Below are 23,403 nucleotides of genomic sequence, written 5' to 3'. Positions count from 1 at the left end.
GGGCATACGCCCGGCCCTGTCGCTTCTTCCATTACCGGAGAGATCCAGGATGCTGGGCGTGGGGATGCAGATGCTTAGGCGTCCTGAGCGAGGCTAAGAGCGGGTCCCTGGCCAGCGGCTGCACGCACGGCCGTCACAACATCGTCGCCAGTCATGTTCTCCCGAATGAGAATGTCTCCACGTGCGGCATGAGCAATAAAGTGGCGAGAGATCCCCAGAACGGTGACGGGACAATCTATGTGATCGGCTAGTTGCTGTCCGACGCCACCGTCGCGCAAACCATCCTCAATGGTGACGACGGCATCGAACTCTTCCGCCATCTCCACCAGCTCGCAGGAAATCGGGAGAACCCAGCGCGGATCCACCACTGTCACATCCGCCGTATCGACGGTTGTTGCCGCCATGGCCGCGCTGGCCATAGCTCCAACGGAGACAACAAGGATCTTTGCTCCGGTGCCGTTGGACCGACCGATGATATCGATCGTGTCCCGGCGCTCGAGCGCGGGGATTTCGGCGGGGATGGAGCCCTTCGGGTAGCGGAGTAGTGTCGGCCCGTCGTCGACCGCGAGGGCCTCCCCCAGTTCATCACGCAGGGTTGCTTCATCGCGCGGGGCCGCAACTCTGAGGCCGGGGACCATGGCGGCGAGGGACAGGTCCCACATACCGTTGTGGGAGGCCCCGTCGTTGCCCGTGACACCCGCACGGTCGAGAACGACGGTGCAGGGCGCCTTGTGAAGCGCCACGTCCATGAGCAACTGGTCGAAGGCCCGGTTGAGGAACGTGGCGTAGAGGGCAACCACCGGGTGATACCCGGCATACCCCAACCCCGCTGCCGTTGTCAGGGCATGCTGTTCAGCGATACCGGTGTCAATAACCCGGTCCGGGAATTTGTCTCTCATGGGACCAAGGCCGACGGGACGAAGCATGGCAGCAGTCAGGGCAATGACCTTGTCGTTCTTCTCCGCAAGCTTGACGATCTCGTCCGCAAACACCGCGGTCCAACCGAAGCCACCCGGAACGATGGGCAGACCGGTTTCCGGGTGAATCTGGCCAACTGCATGGAACCTGTCTGCTACGTCATCAAGTGCCGGTTGGTATCCGCGCCCCTTTTCGGTGATGGCGTGGACGACAACCGGACCGCCGTACTCCTTCGCGATAGTCAGTGCCGCATCCAGGTCCTCAATGTCGTGACCGTCGATCGGGCCAAGGTATTTCAGGCCCAGCGAATCGAAGATACCCGCATCAACGAAGATGTCTTTAACACCTTTTTTGAAGCCGTGCATCGCGTCGTAGGCGAGACGTCCGGGAGGGCCCGAGGCTCGCAGGGTCTTCTTGCCCCAGTTGAGCAGGTTCTCGTAGTTGCGTGAGACGCGCACCTGGTCGAAACGGCGTGCCATGCCGCCAATGGTTGGCTCGTACGAGCGGCCATTGTCATTGAGGACGATAACGATCGGAAGGGAATCATCCTCGGCAATATTGTTGAGTGCCTCCCAGGCCATTCCGCCGGTCAATGCACCATCTCCAATGACCGCAACGACGGTGCGGTCCTCCCCCGACATGTGATATCCCGAGCCACTCCGAGTGCCCAGGACAGTGCCGTTGAAGCATGGGAATTCTCAATGACATCATGGGGAGATTCTTCGCGGGATGGATAACCCGACAGGCCGCCCTCGGAGCGTAGCTTGGAGAAGTCCTTACGGCCCGTAAGGATTTTGTGCACGTATGACTGGTGGCCAGTATCGAACAGGAGGGTATCGCGCGGGGAGTCGAAGACGCGGTGGAGGGAGAGTGTCAGCTCGACAACGCCCAGATTGGGTCCCAGGTGTCCACCGGTTGCGGATACTGACTCGACCAGGAACGTACGGATCTCGCCACTGAGCTGTGCAAGTTTCTTACTGTTCAACCGGCCAACGTCGGCCGGTGAATGGATCGTCGAGAGTATGCTCACCTGTTCTCCTCCTGGCTATGGCTAATGAGCCTACCACCGCCGCATCCGCACTTTGCGCACAATCGTCCCGGAATATCCCCTATCCACGTCCAGAGCACGGCTGGTGACAGAGCAAACGGCTGGTGACAGAGCAAAAGGGCGGAATAGTCTCCTATCCCGCCCTTTGCCGACACGGCAGTATGAATGTCAGACGATATCGTCCGGCCCGTGCCAGTTACTTTAGACGTTGAAGCCCAGTGCCCGGAGCTGCTCACGGCCCGATGCCGTGATCTTGTCCGGACCCCACGGCGGCAGCCACACCCAGTTGAGTCGGACTTCGGAAACAAGTCCCTCAAGGGCCTGGATAGCCTGGTCCTCGATGACATCGGTCAGCGGGCACGCTGCCGAGGTCAGGGTCATGTCGATGATGGCGGAGTTGCCATCAAGGGTCACTCCGTACAGGAGTCCAAGGTCAACAACATTGATCCCGAGCTCGGGGTCGATGACGTCGCGCAGGGCCTCTTCGACTTCGGCCACGGTGAGATCACTCATTGGCCTTCTCCTTTCATTGAGCTGGCCTTGATTGTTGCATCGCGCATAGCCATCCAGCCAAGCAGTGCGCATTTAATTCGTGCCGGGAACTGGGCGACGCCCACGAATGCCGACGCATCCTCCAGGCGGTCCAGCTTTTCGTCCTCAATGCCCTTGCCCCGGGAGTTCATCAGTTCGGTAAACAGATCGAGAAGTTCATTCGCTTCCGCGACGCTCTTACCTTCAACGAGTCCGGTCATAACCGAGATCGACGCCTGGGAAATCGAGCATCCCTTGCCGTCCCAAACGAGTTCCCTAATCGTGTCGCCATCCATATTGAGCTGCACGGTAACCTGGTCGCCGCAGGTCGGGTTGACCTGGAAGGACTCGCCGTCCGGGTTCTCGAGGAGTCCGTGACCGTGGCGAAGTTTCGCGTGGTCGAGGATAATTTCCCGGTACATTTGGTCTAGTTCGCTCATGACACTCCAAAGTAGGCTCGGACGCCGGAAAGCGCGTCAAGGAACGCGTCAACGTCTGCCTCTGTATTGTACGGCCCGATCGAGGCGCGCGACGAAGCGAAGGTATCGAACACCTGGTGGATCGGCTGGGCGCAGTGGTGCCCGACGCGGACCTCCACGCCCTTCGAGTCGAGGACCTGTCCGACGTCGTGCGGGTGAACGTCCTCGACAACGAATGCGACGGCACCAACTCGGTCGTGGGAAGATGTCGGCCCGACGACGCGGACACCATCAATCTTGGAGATCCCGGCCAGCATACGTTCTGTCAGCGCAACCTCGTGAGCGTGGATGTTCTCCATACCAACGTGGTTCAGATAGTCAACCGCTGCTCCGAGGCCGACCGCCTGGGACACCATCTGCGTGCCGGCCTCGAACTTCGCCGGGGCCTTGAGGTACGTTGTCGACTCCATGGTGACAACCTCGACCATGGAACCACCGGTCATGAACACCGGAAGAGCGTCGAGTAGTCCGGCCTTTGCCCAGAGGGCGCCGATGCCAGTGGGTCCAAGCATCTTGTGGCCGGAAAAAACTGCCACATCGACCCCAAGCGACGGGAAGTCGACGGGGAAATGGGGAACGGACTGGCAGGCGTCAAGAACGACAAGGGCCCCAACCGCCTTGGCAGCGGCAACGATCTCCGCGACGGGAGCGACTGCTCCGGTCACATTGGAGACGTGAGCGAAGGCGACAATCTTCGTCCGTTCGGTCATGACGTCAAGGGTCGCCATGTCGAGGCGTCCCTGGTCGGGTGTTCCCATGGGGAGGACGTCAAGCCACTTGAGGGTGGCTCCCGTTCGTGCACACAGCTCCTGCCAGGGCACGAGGTTCGCGTGATGCTCGGCGCGGGTCACGACGATTTCATCGCCGGGTCCGATGGCGAGCCGCGAGGCGGCCTCGCCGCCCCTCCCTGCCGATGCGTTCGACAGGGAGTAGGCGACAAGGTTCAGTGCCTCTGTGGAGTTCTTCGTCCAGACCACCTCGTCCGTCTGACCGCCGACAAAGGCCGCAACCTTTTCGCGGGCGGCCTCGTAGGCCTCGGTGGCTTCCTCCGCCAGGAGGTGGCTTCCGCGCTTCACCGCGCCGTTCCTGGTCGTGAGGAATTCGCGTTCCGCTTCGATGACCTGGATAGGGCGCTGCGCGGTAGCTGCCGAGTCGAGGTAGACGAGCCGGTTCCCTCCCGAGCTGGGCGAGCCAGGATCGGGAAGTCAGTAACCGGAACAGGGGTGGTCATGGAGTCTACTTTCACAGGAAGCGGTCGTATCCTTCGTTCTCGAGCTGAGTGGCGAGCTCTGCGCCGCCCGACTCAGCAACCTTGCCATCAACGAACACGTGGACGTGATCCGGCTTGATGTACTGGAGGATACGGGTGTAGTGGGTGATGAGAGCAATGCCGACGTTGGTCTCGCCGTGGACCGAGTTAACTCCCTCGGAAACAATGCGGAGCGCGTCGACGTCCAGGCCGGAGTCGGTTTCGTCGAGAACAGCGAACTTCGGCTTGAGGAGCTTCATTTGAAGGATCTCGTTACGCTTCTTCTCGCCACCGGAGAAACCGGTGTTGAGATCACGCTGCGCGAAGTCGTCATCCATGCGGAGCGCCTTCATCGAGTCCTTGAGGTCGCTGACCCAGGTGCGGAGCGCGGGAGCTTCGCCGTCGATCGCGGTCTTCGCGGTGCGGAGGAAGTTCGAGACGGTGACACCGGGAACCTCGACCGGGTACTGCATAGCAAGGAACAGTCCTGCGCGTGCACGCTCATCGGCCGGCATCTCGACGATGTTCTCGCCCTCGAGGAGAACCTCACCTTCGGTGATGGTGTACTTCGGGTGACCTGCGAGTGCGTATGCGAGGGTCGACTTGCCGGAGCCGTTCGGGCCCATGATGGCGTGGATCTCGCCGGGGTTGATGGTGAGGTCGACGCCGTGAAGGATCGGCTTGTCGCCTTCGTTCGTCTCGACCGAGACGTGGAGGTTCTTAATTACCAGGTTGGACACGTGGGTCCCTTTCTAAATTTCTAAGGTGTGAAAAGTACTAGTTGAGAGGACTGTCGACATCGACCCAGACGGAGCCGTTTTCCAGCTTCAGGGCGTATACCGACACAGGTTGGATGGCGGGCAGCTGACGGGGTTTGCCCGTCCGCAGGTCGAAGACGGAGCCGTGCTTCCAGCATTCAATGCCGCCGTCTTCCACGTCACCGTCCGAGAGCGACACGTTGCCGTGCGTGCACAGATCGGAGATGGCGTGCCAGGAGCCGTCAGAGTCTCGAGCGATCGCCAGGTCAACCCCATCAAGGGTCACCTGCATAACGTCCGCAGGATCTACATCTGCTTCCTGGCACGCAACCTGAAATGTCATGCCTCGACGCCAGCCATTGTCTGGTCGAGCTCGACCTCGATCGCGGCCATCAGCTTCTCCTGAATCGACGGAACGCCGATCTGGTTGATGAGCGAGGCGAAGAAGCCACGAACGACGAGGCGGCGCGCCACGTCCTCCGGGATTCCGCGGGCCTGGAGGTAGAACAGCTGCTCGTCATCGAAACGACCGGTCGCGGATGCGTGTCCTGCACCCTCGATCTCGCCCGTCTTGATCTCAAGGTTCGGGACCGAGTCGGCCTTCGCACCTTCGGTCAGAACAAGGTTGCGGTTCAGCTCGTACGTGTCGGTTCCGGTGGCCTCGACCTCGATGAGGACGTCGCCAATCCACACTGCGTGTGCGTCGTTGCCCTGGAGGGCACCCTTGTAGGTGGCGTTCGAACGGCAGTCCGGCACTCCGTGCTTGACGAAGAGACGGTGCTCCTGGTGCTGGCCAGCGTCCGTGTAGTAGGCGCCAAGCAGCTCCATGTCGCCGCCCGTGCCAGCGTATTCGCCGTCGGTGGTGACGCGAACGATCTTGCCGCCGAGCGTAACCACGATGTGGCGGATCGAGGCGTCCTTACCGAGACGGATGCGGTTGTTGGAAAGGTGGATCGAATCCTCTTCCCATTCCTGGACCGTCACGAAGGTCAGGTGCGCGCCGTCCTTGACGTCAATCTCGATGGCCTCGGACAGCATTGCGTCACCGTCGTGGGCAACCACGATCGTGGAGTTCGAGTTTGTCTCGGCCACGAAGTGGAAGTGGAGGGAGGACGGGTCGCCACCCTGGCCCTTCACCTTCACGATGCCCTCGGTCTCGGCGCCTTCGGCGACCGTGACAACATAGGCCTTTTCGAAGGAGTTCCAGGCTACAACCGCGGAACGGTCGCCCGGTGCCTGAATGGTGCCGATGCGCTCATCGTCGCGATCAACAACCTCGAGCTCAACGCCCTCGGCCGTTACTTCGGGGAGGGTTCCCTCGAGCTTGTCAGCGAAGAAGGGAGCAAGCTCCTTGATCGGGGTGAAGCGCCAATCCTCTTCGGTTCCGTTCGGAACGGGGAAGTCGGCGAGATCGAACGAGGACTCGCGATCTCCGCGGGATGTGCCAACGACCTGCTGGTTGAGCGCGGGGTCGTCGGTGGCCAGCTTGGCCTGCGAATGATCGGTAGACAGATTCGTCGTCATATCAGCCGACGGCTCCTTCCATTTGAAGCTCAATGAGGCGGTTAAGTTCGAGGGCGTATTCCATGGGTAGCTCGCGGGCGATCGGCTCAACGAAGCCACGAACGATCATGGCCATGGCCTCAGCCTCGGGCATGCCGCGCGACATGAGGTAGAACAGCTGGTCCTCGGAAACCTTCGAGACGGTGGCCTCGTGGCCCATCTCGACGTCGTCAACGCGAACGTCAACGTAGGGGTACGTGTCGGAACGGGACTCCGTATCGACAAGGAGCGCGTCACACAGAACTGTGGACTTCGAGTGCTCGGCCTCGGGCATCACCTGGACGAGACCTCGGTAGGAGGCGCGTCCACCACCCCTGGCAACCGACTTCGAGACGATCGACGATGAGGTGTAGGGAGCCATGTGGACCATCTTCGAGCCCGTGTCCTGGTGCTGATCGGCACCGGCGAACGCGATCGACAGGGTCTCACCGCGGGCGTGCTCGCCCATGAGGTAGACGGCCGGGTACTTCATGGTGACCTTGGAGCCGATGTTGCCATCGATCCACTCCATGGTGCCGCCCTCTTCAACCGTCGTGCGCTTGGTGACGAGGTTGTAGACGTTGTTCGACCAGTTCTGGATCGTCGTGTAACGGACGCGAGCGTCCTTCTTCACGATGATCTCAACAACTGCCGAGTGCAGGGAGTCCGACTTGTAGATCGGGGCCGTGCAACCCTCGACGTAGTGAACGTAGGAGCCCTCATCGGCGATAATGAGCGTGCGCTCGAACTGACCCATGTTTTCCGTGTTGATACGGAAGTAGGCCTGGAGCGGGATGTCGACGTGAACGCCCGGCGGAACGTAGACGAACGAGCCACCCGACCACACAGCCGTGTTCAGCGAAGCGAACTTGTTGTCGCCCGCGGGGATAACGGTGCCGAAGTACTCTTCGAACAGCTCGGGGTGCTCCTTCAGAGCGGTGTCGGTATCAAGGAAGATGACACCCTGCTGCTCAAGGTCCTCACGGATCTGGTGGTAGACAACCTCTGACTCGTACTGAGCTGCGACACCCGCAACGAGACGCTGCTTCTCAGCCTCGGGAATACCGAGACGATCGTAGGTCTCCTTGATGTCCTCGGGAAGGTCTTCCCAGGAGGTAGCCTGCTTCTCTGTCGAGCGGACGAAGTACTTGATCTGATCGAAGTCAATATCGGTCAGGTCAGCACCCCACATGGGGAGCGGCTTCTTGTCGAACAGCTTGAGTGCCTTGAGACGGCGCTCAAGCATCCACTCGGGCTCGTCCTTCATCTCGGAGATGCTCCGAACGACATCCTCGTTCAGACCGCGGCGTGCATTAGCACCCGCTTCATCAGAGTCATGCCAGCCGAACTTGTAGTTACCAATCGAAGCGATGGTCTCTTCCTGTGTCATCGGCTCGCCGACACCGGCTTCTGGCCGTGTCTGTGTCATTGATTTCCTTCCGTTGCGCTTTCACGCGATGGTGTTCCCGCGGAGCGGGATGGGATCAGCAGTGGTATATGGGTGGTACAAACGTGGTCCCCGCCCGCTAGGGTAGCGAGTCTTTGGACGTGAACGCCAAGCAGTCTCGAGAAAGCCTGCGTCTCAGCCTCGCAGAGCTCCGGGAATTGACCGGCAACTTCCTGCACCGGGCAGTGACCCTGGCATAGCTGAAGCGCATATCCCCTCGGTCCCACCGCCCTCAGTGAAGCCGCGTAGCCATCATCTGACAGCTTCTTGACGAGCGCCTTCGCACGCGTCGCGGGGTCATCCCCAGCCTTCTCTAGTTCGGCGGCGTAGCGTTCCTCAAGGTCGTCCGTACGCCGGCTAGCAAAAGCCTCGATCTTCTCCTCGCCCATCTCCTGGCGAATGAAATCCAGGGCTTCGGACGCTAGATCGGAATAGGCGTTATCGAGCTTCGAGTGACCGTCGGATGTTGCCACATAGTGGCGCGCCGGCCGTCCTCGCCGCGCTTTCGTCGAGGCCGCAATCTCGTGGACCTCAATAAGGTGATCTTCTTCCAGGACGCCAATGTGGCGTCGCACCGCAGCCGGTGTAAGATAAAGGATCTTCGCCAGGCTCGCGGCCGTTATCGGGCCCCGCTCGACAATGAGCTGAAGGATGGTTTCCCGCGTTCCGGATTCTGGTTCCTGCGCTTCCGCCATGACCTCCTCCTTTCCGCTCGATATCTTTACACAACAGTTTCCTTGCTTATTTGGCTAAATGCAAGCATTTCGGACGTGGCCCAAGTCTCGAACGCACGTTCTAGCACGTAGTTTCGCGGATTTACGCAACCGACGTGGGCGCGTCGCCGAAGGCCAGGGTCTCTCGGCCTACAATGGGGCAATGATCGAGTCCGCGCTCGAGGTCCAGAACCTCACGATGTCCTATGGAGACAAGACCGTCGTCGATGATGTTTCGTTCTCCGTTGCCCGCGGGACGATAGCGGCAATACTCGGACCGAACGGAGCCGGCAAGACCACCACGATCGAGAGTTGCGAGGGTTTGCGCACCCCCGTCTCGGGCACCATCTCTCTGCTTGGGCTGGATCGCGTCGCAGGCGATGCGGAGATCCGGAGGCGCGTCGGGGTCATGCTTCAGGACGGCGGCCTACCCCAGGCTCCCACCGCCGCTGCCGTGCTTTCCCACATCTCCAAACTTCATCGAAACACCAGGGACGTCCGCGAGCTCTTAGACCTGCTTGAACTCACCGATCATTCCAAAACAAAGGTCCGGCACCTGTCCGGCGGGCAGCGCCAACGCCTGTCGCTCGCATGTGCCCTGGTGGGAAATCCGGATTTGGTATTCCTCGATGAGCCCTCTGCCGGCATGGACCCGGCCTCCCGCCGCACCCTCCACGGCATGATCAGAAACCTCGCCGCATCGGGTACCACGGTGGTTCTCACCACCCACCTCATGGACGAGGCGGAGACCCTTGCCGATCAGGTGATCGTCATGAGGGACGGAACGATCATTGCCGATGGTCCCGCAAGCGAACTCCTCGGTGGTCGTTCCATGTGGATCGAGGGAGCTCATGCGGAAACGCTGCGGCAGATCCTCTCCCCCGATTTGCCGGGCTACGAGTTCCTCGGCAGGGGCGACCAGCTGGAGATCTTCGGTAAGAACCCCGCAACCCCTGGCGATCTTGCGAAGGTTGCGGCCGCTCTCGATCGTCATGCCATCAACACGGTGAGTGTTTCCCTGCGTCCCCGGTCGCTCGAGGACCTGTACTTCGATCTCGTGGAGGTCCAGTGACCGTCCTAGCCCAGACCCGCTTTGAAACGGCGACGATACTCCGGAACGGCGAGCAGGCACTGCTCAACATCATCATTCCCGTCGCGGCACTCATCGTTCTCACGAACGTGTCGTTCAGCCCGTCGGGAGCCATGGATGTTGACATGGCGTTCGCATCCTCGCTGGCCCTCGCCTGGGCATCAACCGGTTTCACCTCGCAAGCCATTGCCGTCGCCTTCGACCGCAGGTGGGGCGTGCTCCGCATGCTGGCAACCACGCCACTCGGCCCGAAAGGTCTCTTCGCAGGCAAGCTCGGTGCCATCGCCATCGTTGCTCTCATCCAGGCCGCCGTGCTCGCGATTGTCGGAGCATTCCTGGGCCTTGGCTTCACTGTCGGCGTACTTCTGCCCGGACTCGCATTCATGGTGCTGGGCCTCGCCGCATTCCTCGGGCTCGGCCTCCTCATCGGGGGCACCCTCAAGCCCGAAGCCGTTCTCGCCCTTGCGAACACCCTGTGGATCGTCATGGCGGGTCTTGGCGCAATCATCATCCCAGCATCCGAGTACCCGTCCTGGTGGGGTGCGATCGTTGAGTTCACTCCGCCCGGCGCCCTTGGTGAGGGACTTCGCAACCTCGGTTCGGGCGAACCCATTATTAAACACATCCTTGTTCTGGGAGGATGGGCAGTGGGCGGGGGCCTACTTGCTGCCTCCCGCTTCCGCTGGGACACGAAGTAGGAAAGCATGCACGTCGACAGAACCACCCGCAACCTTTCGATCGCGAACCTCATCGCACAGATCGGCATCATAGTCACCGGCGGGCTTGTCCGCCTGACAGGATCGGGGCTGGGCTGCTCCCAATGGCCGCTGTGCGAGCCCGGCCAGTTCACACCCCAGTTCCAGGAAGAGTCCTCGATTCACCCCTACATCGAGTTCGGCAACCGGACCCTGACAGGCGTTCTTACTGTCATTGCCGTTCTGCTGTTGATCGCTGTCTACAAGCGCCAGCCCACGGCCTCGCGTCCCCAGATAAAGAAGCTCGCCTGGCTCCCCCTTATCGGCATCGCCATCCAGGCAGTCGTCGGTGGCATCACCGTTTTGGTTGACCTACATCCCGCTGTCGTTGGTAGCCACATGCTGATCTCGCTGGGACTCGTCGCCATATCCGCCTACCTCGTGTGGCGAATCGATCACCCCGACACCGCACCCAAACTCCCGTTCCCGGGGGCAAAAATCCTCACGGCAGCTATCGGACTTACCTCTGCTGTCCTCGTTATCCTCGGTGTTATCGTCACCGGCGCGGGTCCGCACTCGGGCGATGATGAAGCACCCTACCGGTGGGCCATGGACACGGTAGCTATCACCCGCCTCCATTCCCTATCCGCCTGGCTCTTCACCCTCGTCGCCATGATTGGACTCGTTCTCGTCATCCGTCACGCAAAGACCAGCCCCAGCCCCGAGTCGGCAACCGCGGTGAAAGCCTGGGGGCTCATCATGGCGATCACTATCGCAGAGGGCGTTGTCGGTTACGTCCAGCACCTTACAAACCTGCCCGAGGCCCTCGTCCTCACCCACATGTTCCTCGCCTCCCTGCTGGTCATGGCAGTGGCTTGGGGAGCAAGCGCCCTTCACCCGCGAGTCGAAGCTGAGGTCAAGGAGACTGTCACCGCGTAGTTCAAGGCGGTACTTCAACGCACTAAATTTTAGATCCACAGAGAAGGTCGGGAGCGCACATTCACGCTCCCGACCTTCTTGGATGATGGTAAGGACCTCACGGATCTTCCATAAACCTGCGGTGTTCATTGGCAGGAATCAGTAAACTTGATCACCACATCAATTACTGTTCCTAAGCATTGTCAGATCACCGCTCACACTGTCCCAGGAGCCTTCGGCAAAGGGTAGATGTGCGCTGACGAGGCTATTCGCCCTCAGTAGACGACAGCTCTGTCGGCTCCGACGTGCTCGTCGGTTCACTCTCCATGTCGTCGTCGACGTCTTCGTCCTCGTGGACAGCAAGGATGTCGACGATAGCGATGAGGTCGTCGGTTCCCTGGGCTTGGTGAGCCGGAATCTGAATGAGCAGGCGTGAGCCAACCGGGGCTTCAGCGATACCGGTTTGCAAGCCTTCCATGGTCCCCTCAAGATCCAGCAGGATTGGGCTGGCGGGCCAGGTCGTGTCGATGAGTTCGCCTGTCTCCGCCTCGTACAGCGAGTACTGGAGATAGATGTGGTCATCAGCGGCAACCTGGGCACCGGCGCCGCGAATGGCTATCGAAGTCGAAAGCTGTTCGACCGGTTCAGATGAACCAAGGGTTGGGACACCGTCGTCACCGACGGTGATGGAAGCTGTTCCCGCTATCTCGCGTTCCTCGCCCTGCGCTGTTGTGTGGTGGATGTCGATGACGACGATCTCTGCGCCGGTCTCTTGGGGATTAATCTGCAGGACTCTGGAGCCCTCCGTTATTCCCACAACGTCGATTGGAGCGTCTTCGGCTTTGCCCAGGACGGGGCCGGTGGGTTCAACGAGAACCTGTCCCCGGTCCGTGAATGAGGCGGCGGTGTAGAGGATGGTTGCATCGGGTACTACTTCCCGACCTTCGCCCTCAACATCTATGCTCTCCTCCCGATTATCAGGAATATCTCCTTCGAAAGAACGAAAGTGGGGGTTGCCAAGCTCTCCAAAGAAGCTCACCGAGTACGGAGTCTCCTCCCCGTGTCAGCTTCCTCCGGAGCCTGCGAGCAGGCCCCGAGGGTGATCAGGAGAAAGACGGCGAGGGTTTTCCTCACACCTGCTCCAGGAGCTCATCCACTCGTTCATCGACGGGCGAGAACGGATCCTTAAGAATCACGGTACGGGCACCATCAGCTTCAAGAAGTCGCAGATTCATCCAGTCGACCATGAAGTCTCGGCGCGCCTCGGAAGCCGCCCCGACGAAGCGTCCGCGTAGAGCAGCTCGCGTGGTTGCCGGCGGATTATCAATCGCGTGGTGTACCGCTTCCTCGGTGACAACGCTTTCGAGTAGCCCCTGCTTTTCCATCGACGTTGCCAGGCCCGCTGCGGGTGACAGGTCGTGGTAGGCAAACTCGAGGCGGGTGAGCCGAGGATCGTCCCACGTCAGGCCGCCCTTGGTCCGGTAGCGCTCGAGAATGTTGTGCTTCGCGATCCAGTCGAGCTTCGTCGACAGGCTGTCAAGATCGCCCTCTTCCAGGCGGTCAAGTGCTTCGATCCAGAGCGTCACCATCGCTGAGCGAGTGTCATCCAGGTCCGCGAAGTAACCCTGCCTTTCGTAGTGGTTGTGCGCTGCTTCCGCGAATTCCCGCTGAATCTGCAGTGCCGTCCGCATGCGACCGTTCTCCAGCTCGACCGTGGTTTTGAGGCTCACGTCGTGGGAGATTTCCCTGATTGAGCGCATCGGGTCTTGGAGTTTGAGGTCCGGCATGATGACCCCGTCTTCGATCATGACGAGCAGCATCTCGGTAGTTGCAAACTTCAGCGCCGTTGAGGTTTGGGACATGTTGGAGTCGCCCACAATGACATGCATGCGCCGGTACTTCTCAATGTCACCGTGCGGCTCGTCGCGCGTGTTCACGATCGGGCGGGACCTCGTCGATGCTGACGATATGGCGTCCCACATTTGGTCCGCACGCTGCGAGATCTCATAGACCGCTCCCCCGGGTTGCTTGCGAATGTGACCGGCTCCGGTGAGGACCTGACGGGTGATGAAGAACGGGACAAGGGAATCAACGCGGGCACGGAAGTCCCTGCGTCGGCGAATCAGATAGTTCTCGTGGCATCCGAACGAGTTACCGGCCGAGTCCACGTTGTTCTTGATGAGGTGGATTCGCTCGGGCATGTCCTCCGCCTCGAGCCCCCGGTTAGCTTCGTCCACCATTGACTGGAAGATCAGGTCGCCTGCCCGGTCCATTGCCACCAGGTCCGCAATCGAATCGCATTCGGCCGATGCGAACTCGGGGTGTGCTCCAACGTCAAGATAGAGGCGGGAACCGTTCGTCAGGAAGGTGTTTGTCGACCTGCCCCACTCCACGATCCTCTTGAAGAGCCGCTGGGCAGCATCCTCGGGCGTGAGCGAGGACGGAGCCCCGGTCGTCGTGGCGGTCGTGAGACCGTACTCGGTCTCCACTCCCATGACGCGCTTCGGGATCACTGTCCGCCCTTTTGGACGAAGCCTTGAACAAAGGCCTCAGCATTGGTTTCAAGAACGGTGTCGATCTCATCGAGAAGGGAGTCGATACCCTGGTGCTGGAGCTGCTTCGCCTCAACCTCCTGCGGTGCATTTACCTGCTTCTGGCTCTGCTTGCTGATGCGTTCCTGCATAGCTATCCTCTCAATCTTTCAAGAAAATTATTGATGGTTGGGGCCGCAACGGCTTCTCCAACCAGTTCTTTGGTCCCTGCCAGCGGGTTGAGCGTCGGGATCCGCAGGAGCGACTCTTCGCCGTTGTCGACGGTCACCGAATCCCATGCGGCGGCATGGACCTTGCCGGGGAAGTTCGCGATCAACGTGCCGCGCACAAAGGCCCGGGTATTTTCCGGTGGGACGGTGGCGGCCCGTTTTACCTGATCGGGGGTAAACAGCCTATCGATCCGCGCTGCCTGGTCAAGCCGGTCAACAATGGATCGTCCGGCCCTCAGGTCGTGCCACTGGAGATCGAAGGCAACAAGTTTCGGATCGTCCCAAGCCAAATCTCCGCGGGACTTCAGTGCCTGCAGCATCTGATACTTCGCAACCCACTCAACCTTGCTTGCGGCGGAGAAAATATCGTTGCGCAAGAGCTCAATGACCTCGTCCCAGGTGTCGAGGAGAAGAAGTGTTTCGTCGTCGACTATACCGGCTTTTTCCATCGCGGTGCGGCACATCCGTGCGTAGTGAGCCTGGATGTCGAGGGCCGTGGCGGAACTACCGTCCCGGAGGGCAATCTGGTGTGTCAGCGACAGGTCCCAGGAAACCTCCGTTGTTTCAAAGACGGGATCGGCGATCGCAAGCGAATCCATTTCAAGATCCGCTCCCCCGTTCTCAATCAGCCAGAGGACGGCGGATGTCGTTCCAAACTTGAGGAAGTTCGAATAGTCGAACAGGTTCGCATCCCCGCCGATCACGTGCAGGCGCCGCCACTGTGACGCAGCATGCGGCTCATCGCGGGTGTTGATGATCGGGCGGTTAAAGGTTGTTTCCAGGCCAATGTCGTTCTCGACATAGTCGGCGCGCTGGGAAATCTGGTAGCCCGGTTCCTCGGAGCGCTGACCGAGGCCGACCCTGCCGGCACCGCACAGGACCGGGCGTGTCACGAAGAATGGAATAAGGGCGCCAACAAGGTCATCGAAGTCAACTGAACGGTCGACAAGATAGTTCTCGTGGGCGCCGTAGGTGGCACCCTTCCCATCGACGTTGTTCTTGTAGACGATGTAGTCGTTGCCGTCCTGGCTGGCCAACTGCATCGCATCCCTCGCGATATGCTCGCCGGCCCTGTCGTACAGAACAGCATCGAGTGGACCGAGGGTTTCCGGCCCCGAGTATTCCGGGTGAGCATGGTCCACGTAGAACCTGGCACCGTTCGTGAGAACCGTGTTCGACGCCCGCGGCATGGCGAGCTCAACGTCGCTGGGGCGTCTCACCGACACCGGACCAGACGGTGCCAGTGAATCGGGATTGTCGGTGAGCTGAGAGGGATCGGCAGCGGCCCGGTCGATCCTAAAACCGCGAGCATCGTTCAGCGGGTCCTCGCCGCGGTAGTCCCAGCGAATAGGACCGGACGGGCTAGCCGCGCCAGCTGCCGCATAAGCGTCAACGAGCTGTGCTGAGAACCGGATCGGATTGAACGGTGTTGACGACAGGATCCCGAACTCGGTCTCCGTGCCAATAACGCGCTTAACTGTCACAGTTTCCCTCCCAGGTCGAAGCCCTCATAGGTGTTGCCAGCGTCGGCGATGTCGGGGTTTGTTGAGGCTACAGCGGGTGCCGGAGTGGAGTTCGTCTTCCCAGCCTGTTTGCGAGAATCAGCCTGGCCCGCGAGCGAACGAACGTAGGTGATGCGGCGGTTGGTGGCGCGTCCGTTGATACGAGCCCAATCGTCTGGGTTCGTCACTCCCGCAATATCCTCGTTCATCCGGATCTCCTGGTCGAGAGCCTCAAGCAGGTGATCGGTGGTGATGCCGCGCTCGCCCGTATTGAGCAGGTCCTTAATGGCGAATGTCTTAGCACGGTCAACGAGGCCGGCAATCATGGCGCCGGAGGCGAAGTCGGACAGGTACAGGGTCTCCATCGCGCCATCGGCGTACGTGATCTCCACGTATTCGGTGCGAGCGTCACGGCTAAAGAGGGCATCGATAGCGGCCTTCGTCATGGCCTTGACAGCCGACTCCTTCGAGCCGTAGGCATCGATCTCATCCGCGTGGATCGGCAGTTCGGGCGTCAGGTACTTCGCCATGATGTCCGTGGCGCCGTTCCGGTCGGGGCGTTCGATTCTGATCTTTACGTCGAGTCGGCCCGGGCGGAGGATCGCGGGATCGATCATGTCCTCGCGGTTGGAAGCGCCGATAACGATAACGTTATCGAGGGTTTCCACGCCGTCGATTTCAGCCAGAAGCTGGGGAACGATCGTGGTTTCAGCATCCGAAGAAACGCCCGACCCACGCGTGCGGAACAACGCCTCCATCTCGTCAAAGAACACAATGACCGGATATCCGCCGGAGGCACGTTCGCGGGCGCGCTCGAAGATCTCGCGGATCTGCCGTTCGGTTTCCCCCACGTATTTGTCGAGAAGCTCGGGGCCCTTAACATTCAGGAAGTAGGCGCGATCATCACCCGAGGTCTCGGCAAGCGAGGTGGCCACGGCCTTGGCGATCAGTGTCTTTCCACATCCGGGAGGCCCGTAGAGCAACACGCCCTTGGGCGGTTTCAGGCCGTGATCGCGATAGAGCTCGGGGTGCTCAAAGGGCAGCTCAACCGTGTCGCGGATCTGTTCGATCTGGGAGCCCAGGCCACCAATGTCGGAGTAGGAAACGTCCGGGATTTCTTCGAGCAGAAGCTCCTCAACGTCGGGACGCTCGAGAAGCTCGTAGGCAAATCCATAGGTCAGGTCGGCGCGCAGGGAGTCGCCGGGACGCACACCGGCAGAAACCAGCGGATCGGCGATTCTGACAACGTGCTCAACCTGATTGGAGGTGATGAGGACCCGGTTGCCATCGATAACGAGCTTCGCGGTGACAACGTCACCGGTTTCGGGAAAGCCCAGTCCCTCGAGGACGACAAGCTGCTCCGACATGCGAAGGATCTGGCCCGGACGCAGTGCGCCCGCTCCCCTGTCCACCGTCACGTTCATGGGGCGGCCGCCGATCAGAACATCGGCGGTGCCATTCGTGCCAGCCTGGAGGAAGATGGCGTAGGGGCTCGGAGGGGATGCTAGCTGCTCGAGCCTCTCATCCATTTTCCCCAGTTCCTCACGCGCACGCGTGAGCGCGGCAGAGAGCTTCTCGTTCTGCTTGGCCAGCAGTGCCACCTGCTCGGTCAGGCTGCTTGCAGAGCTCATCAACTTCCTCTCGTGATTTCTTCCCAGTATCTCGCAGGCAGGGCGGGCTGTCGAAGTGCGGTCGCACACGCCTGCCGGGAAATGCGTAACAACGACCATACTCCGATCCGACCATCGGCTACTTTCCGACCGCAGAGCGGAACAGCAAGGACGTCATTTGCACGTGCGGCCGGAATTCGAACGTGCAACCCCAAATCACGTGCGGCTAGCTCGCCCACGGGAGATATTGAGAGGCCCCGCGGGAGTACAGCACACCGAATAGGCCACTGGTTCAGTTCTCATTCTGTTCGTCCTGTGACTTCTCGTCCTCGGACCGCTTGTCCTCGCGCGACTGACCTTCTGGTGTTTCCTCAACATCAGGGACACCTCCACCCGGATCGGTCGGAGCTATCCCGTGGGAGGAGCCCGTCTTTTCCACGAGGGCACGGTGGCGAACATCGCGTAGCACCCTGCGAAGCTTCTTCGGTGCCATCTCATGCTCCACGATGGGAGCAAGGGTTGGATCCTCCCAGGGCATGGTGTCCGAGTAGGCGAGTTTCGCGGGTCGGCGCTTTTCCAGGAGCGGTTCGGTGTCGGGAGCGAGCCGGCGGGCGACAACGAGGAAACCGGTGTGGGCAACCATGCGGTGATCGGGACGCACGGCGAGGCCCTCGAGATGCCAGGTACGGACGAGGGTTTCGGTGGCCTCAACCTCGGTGAAGGAGAAGGTTTGCCGTACTTCTTCGACGAACCGGGATAGCTGGGTGGTTGTTGCCACGTAGGCAAGGATGACACCTCCCGGCCGCAGGATTCGCATGGCGCCGTCGAGGTTTTCCCACGGGGCAAGCATGTCGAGAAGAACGTGGTCGACACTGTCTGCTTCCAAGCCGTCCATGACCTCTGCGAGATCACCGATTTCTACCTTCCAGGGAAGCTCTGTGTCCCCGTACCAGCTCTCAACGTTCGCGACAGCAATTTCTGCGAAGTCTTCCCTGCGCTCAACCGAATGTAGGTAGCCCTCCGGCCCGATTGCGGCCAGCAGCGAAAGTGAGAGAGCGCCCGAACCGACCCCCGCCTCGATGACTCGTGCCCCGGGGAAGATATCGGCAATGGAGACGATCTGGGCGGCGTCCTTGGGATAAATGGGGGTGGCGCCCCTCGGCATCGAGAGGACGTAGTCGCCGATTAGAGGACGCAGCGCAAGGAGACGGTAGCCGTCATGAGTGTCGAGAACGGAGCCTTCCGGCTTGCCGATGATCTCGCTGTGGCGGATCCTGCCACGTGTCGACTGGAAATAGCCATCGACGGTCAGCATAGTCGTGTACTTACGGCCCTTAACGTCGGTGAGCTGAACGCGTTCGCCTGCGCGGAACGGTCCCCGTCGCCGATTGGCACCTGTGGGATGAATGGTCACAGTCGAAGAGTCTACCGGCCGCTGAGCCCTCTCCCTTCGATAGGCTTGCGTCATGCGTTATCTCCCAGCCCTGTCCGTGTCCCGGCTCAACGACTTCAAGCAGTGTCCTCTGAAGTTCCGATACCGGGTGATCGACAGGGTGCCGGAGCCCCCGTCATCGGCCGCCACCAAGGGCACCCTGGTCCACTCGGTCCTCGAACACCTCTACGACCTGCCCGCACAGGAGCGAACGATCGGTCGCGCAACGGATCTGCTGGAACCCCGGTGGGCAGCGATGGTCGAGAGGGATCCTGAGGTTCAGAAGCTCTTCGAAGAAGAATCATTCGACACGTGGCTCGACTCGGCTCGCTCTCTCGTCCGCACGTACTTCAATCGCGAGAACCCGGTCATGCTGAGCCCCGCCAGGTCCAACCGGGAAAGAATGCTGACCGTTGAGCTTTCCTCGGGTATCCGCTTCCGCGGAGTCATCGACCGCATCGACGTAGCCCCGTCGGGAGATCTTCGTGTCGTCGACTACAAGACGGGGAAGATGCCAAACCCGAACTACCAGAGCGAGGCACTTTTTCAGATCAGGGCCTACGGACTGCTCCTCAAGGAAGCGGATGGCAAGGAGCCTCTCCAGTCCCAGATCATCTACCTGGGTTCGGATTCCACGCTGACCTACTGGACCGACGATAAGGACAATGCGCTCGTGGAAGACACCATCGTGTCGGTGTGGAACCAGATCCTCGACTGCCTCGACACCGGCGTATTCCCGCCCCGCAAATCCAAGCTGTGCAACTGGTGCTCGTTCCAGTCCATCTGTCCCGAGTTCGGCGGCGAGGTACTGCCTATCAACGAGGCCGGGGTAGAGAAGCTACGAAAGGTCCAGGTCTAAGAACCGGGACCCTGATCACTATCCTCACGGTGAAGCTGCCCCCGCGACTCGGCAGCAGTGACCGAAGCTCAGCGTTAAATCTTGCCGGTGTTCGAGCGTGAGCTGTGCGTTCAGACTTCAATCAAGCCCAATCCGAATACGGTCTGAGCTCACGCTCTACGAACGCTACGGGAAGCGGCTTCGCAGGAAATGACTCCAGTGAGGGGGATGAGTGCGGGCCACTGGCTCCAAGACACTCCGGTCATACCGTCTGCTCCGATGGAAAGGATGGCCAGAGCCAGCACGAATACGTTGCGCAGAACCGTGATGTTCGTGATCGGTTGCGGCTTGGTCGATAGGCACCTGCATTCACTTCCCCGTGCCCGCGCAACGAGGACAAGGTAGGTGAAGGCAAGAAGCACTCCGATCGCTCCCGAGAACCAGCTGACGGGTCGGCTGGCGAAGATCAGGAGGCCGATCAGGATGATCTGAAGAACCAGATGAGCCCACGCGGCGGCTGGCCGCATGAGACCGCTTGGGAGAAACAGGTCCCGCATGGCGCGGAGCATTGACTCCGGCATGCCCCGCAGGGAGGCGAGGACCGATTGTAGGAGGACCGCCGCCCACAGCAGGGCCGCGAGGCTCACTAGAAGTGCACTCCCAGGAGCGCCTGGCACATGTCCTTAAACAGGGCAGCGCCCTCGCGGTCGTCCGAGTATTCGTTTTCTTCCGCCCAGGCATCGATCACGTCGAGAGCGCCGGGGGTATCGAGATTATCGGCAAGGCGTACGCGTACATCTTCGAGGAGCTGACGGGCACCGGCACCGCCCGTGTGGTGAGCTCTGCGCCAGCGAGTCAGCCTGCGCTCGGCACGACCCAGGTCCTCATCGGTGTACTCCCAATCGGAGTGCCAGGCGTGGCCGAGGAGAGCCAGGCGAATAACCATGGGTTCGAAGCCGCGCTGGAGAAGCTTGGAGACGAGAACAAGGTTGCCAAGAGACTTGCTCATCTTGTGCCCCTCATACGCCACCATGCCGGTGTTCATCTGACCGCGGACCTGCACCTGGGGATGGAAGTCGTCCATGTGCATGAGGGACATTTCCTGATGCGGGAATACCAGGTCGGCGCCGCCGCCCTGGATATCAATGGTGTCACCCAGGTAGTCGCGGCCAATGAGTGCACATTCAATGTGCCAGCCCGGCCGCCATGCGCCCGCCTTCGCGCCTTCCGCACGGAAGTCATCGCCAACGGCGCCCTTCCACACGATCGGGTCGAGAGGATGCTTCTTGCCTGGACGGTCCGGGTCTCCGCCGTTTTCCCGGAATACGTTGATGAGGTCGAAGCGCGACAGGTGCTCGGAGGCGTAGTCGGCATCGGTGGTCTCAAGGTAGTAGTCGGTACGTCCGTCTTCGCCCGTCAGGCCGTAGGCGCGACCCTCGTCAAGGAGCTCGCGAACACTCTTCTCAAGTGGATCGAGAATGTCGGAGACCGGCACCCAGTTGTCGGGCGGCAGAACCGACAGAGTGTCCATGTCGGTGCGGAATAGTTCGATCTGAGAATCGGCAAGTTCCCGCCAGTTCACACCGGTCTCTTCGGCGCGCTCGAACAGCGGATCGTCGATGTCCGTGATGTTCTGGGCGTAGTTAACGTTAAGTCCCGCGTCCTTCCAGGTCCGCACCAGCATGTCGAATACGACGTAGGTGAAAGCATGACCGAGATGAGTGGCGTCGTACGGCGTGATCCCGCATACGTATAGCCGAGCATCCGCTCCCTGAACCGACACCCGCTCTCCGGTGCGAGTATCGATGACGCTAAGCGCGGGCGCACGGCCCGGAAGCTCGGGAACATGCGGCTGAGGCCACGAACGCATAGGAACCTTTCTGAGAATCACTGTGCTGACAGTACGCCCGCGAGAAGCAGGCCAACGACAGCAGCGGCGAGAAGCAACCGGTAAATAACGAACGGCAGATAAGACTTGGTAGAGATCAGCTTAAGGAACCAGACGATCACTATGTAACCAACAATGAAGGACACCACAGTCGCAACAAGTGTGGGCATTGCCCCAGCTTGAGGGCCAGTTCCGTCGTCCGTGATCAGCCGATAGAAGCCGGAACCAAGAACCGCGGGGATCGCGAGGAGGAAGGAAACTCGGGCAGCCGCCTCGCGTGTGTAGCCGAGAAGCAGACCGATCGTGATTGTGCCACCGGAGCGGGAAACACCCGGAACCAGTGCCATTGCCTGGGCGAACCCGAGGGTCAAACCATCCTTGAAGGTGAGGTTCTCAAGCGACTTCCGCTGCTTGCCAAAGCGGTCAGCGAGGCCAAGGAACACAGCAAACAGGGCCAGCATGAGAGCGGTCAGGTAGAGATTGCGGAACACCGAATCGATCGCATCTTCCAGGAAGAGTCCAAGAACAACAATCGGAAGTGTGCCGATTATCACGATCCAACCCATGCGAGCATCCTGCGGATCCTCGGGGCTTCGATCCTTCCACGGTCCAAACGGCAACGCGTTAAACCACGCCTTCAAAATCCGCCAAATGTCATGTCGGAAGTAGGCAATGACCGCCAACTCGGTTCCGATTTGGACAACGGCAGTAAACGTAACGCCAGGATCCCCAAGTGACGGGAAAAGCTCACCGACGATACGCAGGTGAGCAGAGGATGAAATCGGAAGGAACTCGGTGAGTCCTTGAACGAGGCCAAGGATGACCGCTTCGAAAATTCCCATAGCGCCACCTTAGGCCCACAAACAGGGCAATGCAGTAGGCTCTCAGTGTGAGAAAACGCAAGCTTGGCACGATCGGCACATCCGTTTCCGCCGTCGGACTCGGAACCCTAACGTGGGGACGCGACACGTCCCCCGAGGAGGCAGAGAAGCAGATTGGCCTGTTTCTCGATGCTGATGGATCGCTGATCGACTCCTCACCCTACTTCGGTGGAGGGGCCGCCGAGTCAGTTCTTGGTGAGCTACTTCGCACCGCCATTGACCGGTCCGCCCTCCATATTGTGTCCCGCGCTGGCCTCGGAGTGGACGGGGTCGACGCCTCCCGTTCCTCCCTCGAACGCAACGTCCGTTCCAGCCTCCAAAATCTTGGCACCGAATGGATCGACACCCTCGTTCTCGCAGCACCGGACCCTGTCACCAGCCCCGAAGAGACCGCGGATGCTTTGTCCGCTTTAACGTCTCGTGGGCTGATCAACGGCGTGGGCTTTGGCAACTGCCCGGGCTGGTACGCCGGAGTCATGAGCGAACTCTTGCGCGAGCGCGGCGTTCGGCTTTCCGCCGTTCATACCGAGTACAGCCTGTTGCAACGCGGCATCGAACGAGAAATCGTGCCGTTTGCAGAGCATGCTGGGGCTGGCATTATCGCCTGGTCATCGCTCGGACGCGGAGTCCTCGCCGGCCGCTACCGTCACTCCATTCCCCCGGATTCCCGTGCCGCATCCCCGCACTTTGCTGGATTCGTCGAGCCCTATCTCGATGACAAGTCACGGCAGACCGTCGAAGCTATCGCGACGGCGGCCGATGGCCTTGGCGTCGACATCGCAACGGTGTCCCTCGCCTGGGTCCTATCCCGGCCCGGAGTGTCCGCAGCTCTCATTGGTCCCCGCACCGCGGCGCAGCTCAGCGCCATCCTCACCGACTTGGACGAGGACATTCCAGATGCTGTTCTCGCGGCGCTAACCGACGTCACCGAACCCGCCTGGGGCTACCCCGAACGCTTCTAAATCACCACTCGAAACGCTTCTGCGAGTTAACTCACTTCGCGCCAGGAGCGCAGCCTTGTCCCCGAGGAACCCTTGGTGAGTCTCAACCTCAAGCGTGCAATATCCCAGCATTCGCGCCCGGTCGGCACCTGTCGCGTGGCA

The 23,403-nt window shown here is 60.6% G+C and carries 22 protein-coding genes and 1 pseudogene; 5 read left to right on the top strand and 18 right to left on the bottom strand.

All coding sequences use genetic code 11. The features are described from left to right. Nucleotides 1–74: 74 nt before the first annotated feature. The 9 genes and pseudogenes from dxs to EJ997_RS02845 all read right to left on the bottom strand — a co-directional run bounded on the left by dxs (nucleotide 75) and on the right by EJ997_RS02845 (nucleotide 8,667). Nucleotides 75–1,948, bottom strand: a pseudogene (dxs, locus tag EJ997_RS02885) (1-deoxy-D-xylulose-5-phosphate synthase). Between the two features lie 219 nt (nucleotides 1,949–2,167). Then, a complete protein-coding gene (locus EJ997_RS02880) occupies nucleotides 2,168–2,551 on the bottom strand; it encodes a metal-sulfur cluster assembly factor (protein WP_407644338.1) in 384 nt (127 codons plus the stop codon). Continuing rightward, nucleotides 2,476–2,937 carry a Fe-S cluster assembly sulfur transfer protein SufU gene (gene sufU / locus EJ997_RS02875; protein ID WP_126703250.1) on the bottom strand — a complete coding sequence of 154 codons (462 nt, stop codon included), beginning with the start codon at nucleotides 2,935–2,937 and terminating at the stop codon, nucleotides 2,476–2,478. Before sufU ends, EJ997_RS02880 begins: the two co-directional genes overlap by 76 nt. After that, nucleotides 2,934–4,094 (bottom strand): SufS family cysteine desulfurase, encoded by a 1,161-nt coding sequence (locus EJ997_RS02870; protein WP_323052638.1) that lies wholly within the window; start codon nucleotides 4,092–4,094, stop codon nucleotides 2,934–2,936. Before EJ997_RS02870 ends, sufU begins: the two co-directional genes overlap by 4 nt. A gap of 124 nt (nucleotides 4,095–4,218) precedes the next feature. Continuing rightward, nucleotides 4,219–4,965: a Fe-S cluster assembly ATPase SufC gene (gene sufC / locus EJ997_RS02865; RefSeq protein ID WP_126703249.1), complete on the bottom strand. Its 747-nt coding sequence runs from the start codon at nucleotides 4,963–4,965 to the stop codon at nucleotides 4,219–4,221. Between the two features lie 37 nt (nucleotides 4,966–5,002). Further along, entirely contained in the window at nucleotides 5,003–5,326 is a 324-nt protein-coding gene (locus tag EJ997_RS02860; protein WP_126703248.1) for a non-heme iron oxygenase ferredoxin subunit, read from the bottom strand. After that, on the bottom strand, nucleotides 5,323–6,507 hold the full coding sequence (sufD, locus tag EJ997_RS02855) for a Fe-S cluster assembly protein SufD (RefSeq protein WP_126703247.1): 1,185 nt from the start codon (nucleotides 6,505–6,507) through the stop codon (nucleotides 5,323–5,325). The genes EJ997_RS02860 and sufD overlap by 4 nt, the downstream gene beginning before the upstream one ends. Nucleotide 6,508: 1 nt before the next feature. Continuing rightward, nucleotides 6,509–7,954 carry a Fe-S cluster assembly protein SufB gene (gene sufB / locus EJ997_RS02850; protein ID WP_126703246.1) on the bottom strand — a complete coding sequence of 482 codons (1,446 nt, stop codon included), beginning with the start codon at nucleotides 7,952–7,954 and terminating at the stop codon, nucleotides 6,509–6,511. Next, complete coding sequence (locus EJ997_RS02845) at nucleotides 7,951–8,667, bottom strand: helix-turn-helix transcriptional regulator (RefSeq protein ID WP_126703245.1); 717 nt, start codon at nucleotides 8,665–8,667, stop codon at nucleotides 7,951–7,953. Before EJ997_RS02845 ends, sufB begins: the two co-directional genes overlap by 4 nt. Before the next feature lie 181 nt (nucleotides 8,668–8,848). Here EJ997_RS02845 and EJ997_RS02840 point away from each other — a divergent pair, with 181 nt between their 5' ends. Genes EJ997_RS02840 through EJ997_RS02830 form a run of 3 tightly spaced genes read left to right on the top strand, consistent with a single transcriptional unit; the run spans nucleotide 8,849 to nucleotide 11,409 of the window. Further along, on the top strand, nucleotides 8,849–9,757 hold the full coding sequence (locus EJ997_RS02840) for an ABC transporter ATP-binding protein (RefSeq protein WP_206501771.1): 909 nt from the start codon (nucleotides 8,849–8,851) through the stop codon (nucleotides 9,755–9,757). Continuing rightward, nucleotides 9,754–10,473 carry an ABC transporter permease gene (locus EJ997_RS02835; protein WP_126703244.1) on the top strand — a complete coding sequence of 240 codons (720 nt, stop codon included), beginning with the start codon at nucleotides 9,754–9,756 and terminating at the stop codon, nucleotides 10,471–10,473. Before EJ997_RS02840 ends, EJ997_RS02835 begins: the two co-directional genes overlap by 4 nt. Nucleotides 10,474–10,479: 6 nt before the next feature. Beyond that, nucleotides 10,480–11,409: a COX15/CtaA family protein gene (locus tag EJ997_RS02830; protein WP_126703243.1), complete on the top strand. Its 930-nt coding sequence runs from the start codon at nucleotides 10,480–10,482 to the stop codon at nucleotides 11,407–11,409. 244 nt (nucleotides 11,410–11,653) lie between these two features. On the opposite strand, the gene EJ997_RS02825 is transcribed toward EJ997_RS02830, so the two are convergent. The 6 genes from EJ997_RS02825 to EJ997_RS02800 form a co-directional block, all read right to left on the bottom strand. Beyond that, nucleotides 11,654–12,427 carry an FKBP-type peptidyl-prolyl cis-trans isomerase gene (locus tag EJ997_RS02825; protein WP_126703242.1) on the bottom strand — a complete coding sequence of 258 codons (774 nt, stop codon included), beginning with the start codon at nucleotides 12,425–12,427 and terminating at the stop codon, nucleotides 11,654–11,656. 91 nt (nucleotides 12,428–12,518) lie between these two features. Beyond that, complete coding sequence (gene pafA / locus EJ997_RS02820) at nucleotides 12,519–13,901, bottom strand: Pup--protein ligase (protein ID WP_323052624.1); 1,383 nt, start codon at nucleotides 13,899–13,901, stop codon at nucleotides 12,519–12,521. After that, nucleotides 13,898–14,071: a ubiquitin-like protein Pup gene (locus EJ997_RS02815; RefSeq protein WP_126703241.1), complete on the bottom strand. Its 174-nt coding sequence runs from the start codon at nucleotides 14,069–14,071 to the stop codon at nucleotides 13,898–13,900. The genes pafA and EJ997_RS02815 overlap by 4 nt, the downstream gene beginning before the upstream one ends. 2 nt (nucleotides 14,072–14,073) lie before the next feature. Further along, nucleotides 14,074–15,633, bottom strand: a complete 1,560-nt coding sequence (gene dop / locus EJ997_RS02810) for a depupylase/deamidase Dop (RefSeq protein ID WP_126703240.1) — start codon at nucleotides 15,631–15,633, stop codon at nucleotides 14,074–14,076. After that, nucleotides 15,630–17,282: a proteasome ATPase gene (arc, locus tag EJ997_RS02805; protein ID WP_126703239.1), complete on the bottom strand. Its 1,653-nt coding sequence runs from the start codon at nucleotides 17,280–17,282 to the stop codon at nucleotides 15,630–15,632. The genes dop and arc overlap by 4 nt, the downstream gene beginning before the upstream one ends. 271 nt (nucleotides 17,283–17,553) lie before the next feature. Then, entirely contained in the window at nucleotides 17,554–18,675 is a 1,122-nt protein-coding gene (locus tag EJ997_RS02800) for a tRNA (adenine-N1)-methyltransferase (protein WP_228201561.1), read from the bottom strand. A 52-nt stretch (nucleotides 18,676–18,727) separates the two neighbouring features. On the opposite strand from EJ997_RS02800, the gene EJ997_RS02795 reads away from it, so the two are divergent. Next, nucleotides 18,728–19,552 (top strand): RecB family exonuclease, encoded by an 825-nt coding sequence (locus EJ997_RS02795; protein ID WP_126703237.1) that lies wholly within the window; start codon nucleotides 18,728–18,730, stop codon nucleotides 19,550–19,552. Nucleotides 19,553–19,701: 149 nt separating this feature from the next. Here the strand turns inward: EJ997_RS02795 and EJ997_RS02790 are convergent, their stop codons facing one another. From EJ997_RS02790 to EJ997_RS02780, 3 genes are read right to left on the bottom strand one after another with little or no spacing between them, the layout of a single operon-like run. Next, nucleotides 19,702–20,178 (bottom strand): MauE/DoxX family redox-associated membrane protein, encoded by a 477-nt coding sequence (locus tag EJ997_RS02790; protein WP_126703236.1) that lies wholly within the window; start codon nucleotides 20,176–20,178, stop codon nucleotides 19,702–19,704. Then, nucleotides 20,178–21,401 (bottom strand): cysteine--1-D-myo-inosityl 2-amino-2-deoxy-alpha-D-glucopyranoside ligase, encoded by a 1,224-nt coding sequence (locus EJ997_RS02785; protein WP_126703235.1) that lies wholly within the window; start codon nucleotides 21,399–21,401, stop codon nucleotides 20,178–20,180. The genes EJ997_RS02790 and EJ997_RS02785 overlap by 1 nt, the downstream gene beginning before the upstream one ends. A gap of 17 nt (nucleotides 21,402–21,418) precedes the next feature. Further along, nucleotides 21,419–22,261, bottom strand: a complete 843-nt coding sequence (locus tag EJ997_RS02780) for an undecaprenyl-diphosphate phosphatase (RefSeq protein ID WP_126703234.1) — start codon at nucleotides 22,259–22,261, stop codon at nucleotides 21,419–21,421. 47 nt (nucleotides 22,262–22,308) lie between these two features. Between EJ997_RS02780 and EJ997_RS02775 the strand changes: the two genes are divergently transcribed. Beyond that, complete coding sequence (locus EJ997_RS02775) at nucleotides 22,309–23,262, top strand: aldo/keto reductase (protein ID WP_126703233.1); 954 nt, start codon at nucleotides 22,309–22,311, stop codon at nucleotides 23,260–23,262. The last annotated feature ends 141 nt before the right edge of the window (nucleotides 23,263–23,403 follow it).

It is taken from the genome of Flaviflexus ciconiae, assembly GCF_003971195.1.
GTDB lineage: Bacteria > Actinomycetota > Actinomycetes > Actinomycetales > Actinomycetaceae > Flaviflexus > Flaviflexus ciconiae.
This window is presented reverse-complemented; position numbering and strand designations above follow the sequence as displayed.